This is a genomic window from Mesorhizobium sp. B1-1-5 (assembly GCF_006443065.1).
Lineage (GTDB): Bacteria > Pseudomonadota > Alphaproteobacteria > Rhizobiales > Rhizobiaceae > Mesorhizobium.
The window spans coordinates 1-1,042 of record NZ_VFWS01000657.1; the positions used below are offsets into that span (position 1 = coordinate 1).

General features: G+C 56.8%; 3 protein-coding genes. All 3 read left to right on the plus strand.

What is annotated here, in order from left to right; all coding sequences use genetic code 11:
- Positions 1 to 235 (plus strand): DUF2339 domain-containing protein (locus FJ980_RS34135; RefSeq protein WP_140547727.1); only part of this gene is annotated, 235 nt, incomplete at its 5' end.
- 61 nt (positions 236 to 296) lie between these two features.
- Positions 297 to 539, plus strand: a complete 243-nt coding sequence (locus FJ980_RS34140; protein WP_140494579.1) for a type II toxin-antitoxin system VapB family antitoxin — start codon at positions 297 to 299, stop codon at positions 537 to 539.
- Positions 539 to 955 carry a type II toxin-antitoxin system VapC family toxin gene (locus FJ980_RS34145; protein ID WP_140547728.1) on the plus strand — a complete coding sequence of 139 codons (417 nt, stop codon included), beginning with the start codon at positions 539 to 541 and terminating at the stop codon, positions 953 to 955. Before FJ980_RS34140 ends, FJ980_RS34145 begins: the two co-directional genes overlap by 1 nt.
- Positions 956 to 1,042 lie beyond the last annotated feature (87 nt).

Genomic DNA, 1,042 nt, shown 5'->3' on the forward strand with positions numbered 1-1,042 from the left:
CTGGCTGATCATCGGCGTGGCGCTGCTGACCGCCGGCGTCTGGCTGAAATCACAGGTGCTGCGCATCGCCTCGGCCGCATTGATCGCGGTCGCCGTACTGAAGGTGTTCCTCTTCGACATGTCGGAGCTGGAGGGTGTGCTTCGCGCACTGTCCTTCATCGGCCTTGGCGCCGTGCTGATCGGCATCGGCCTGTTTTACCAGCGGCTTTTGACCAGGGCGGCGAAAGAGACTTGAGGGTTAGCATTGTTTGAATATTCAAAATGGAATATATGAATATTCCACGGGAGATATTCAAATGCCGCTCTATATCCGCGACGATGAGGTAGATGCTCTGGCGACGAAATTGCAGCGCGAGACGAATGCGCCGAGCAAAACGGAAGCCGTGCGAACCGCGCTTTTGCACGAACTTGAACGAAGCCGCGCCCGCAAACCGCTGCGGGAGAGGATTGCCGTTCTTCAAGCGCAAGCAGCGGCGTTGGGGCCGTCCGACACCACCTTCGACATCAAGGCATTCATGGACGAGATGTGGGAAGACTGATGTTTGTCGACGCATCGGTTGTCGTTGCAATTCTCGCCAAGGAATCGGGTTGGGAGGAATTGCTGAAGCGGATCGCCGACGTCGACGGTCAGCTGTACATTTCAGCGCTTGTTCGGCTCGAAGCTACGCTTGCCCTCGGGCGAGTGAATGCCGGTGCCAAAAAGCCGACTCCCGAACTGCTGTCTGCGGCGCGCGATCTGGTCGATGCGTTCATTGTTGAGATCGACGCTCGCAATGTAGCCATCAACGAGGATATCGGGGGGCGCGCCATTGATGCCAGCATCCGGTACGGCAAAGCGGTCGGTCATCCGGCTGACCTTAATTTTGGTGATTGCTTTTCCTACGCCTGCGCCAAGGCTCTTGATGTTCCGTTGCTCTTTAAAGGCAATGACTTTCTCAAGACCGATTTGGCGTAGTTGGCCTCCTATTGATTGCGGGAATAAACCCGCCGCTTCCATCGTTACATCATTGCTTGGGTGACCGGGGCGGTGGACCGCTTCGCA

What these genes read in the sequence shown, in the direction of transcription:
- FJ980_RS34140 (WP_140494579.1), top strand. Translation starts at nt 297, where the DNA reads ATGCCGCTCTATATCCGCGACGATGAGGTAGATGCTCTGGCGACGAAA.
- FJ980_RS34145 (WP_140547728.1), top strand. Translation starts at nt 539, where the DNA reads ATGTTTGTCGACGCATCGGTTGTCGTTGCAATTCTCGCCAAGGAATCG.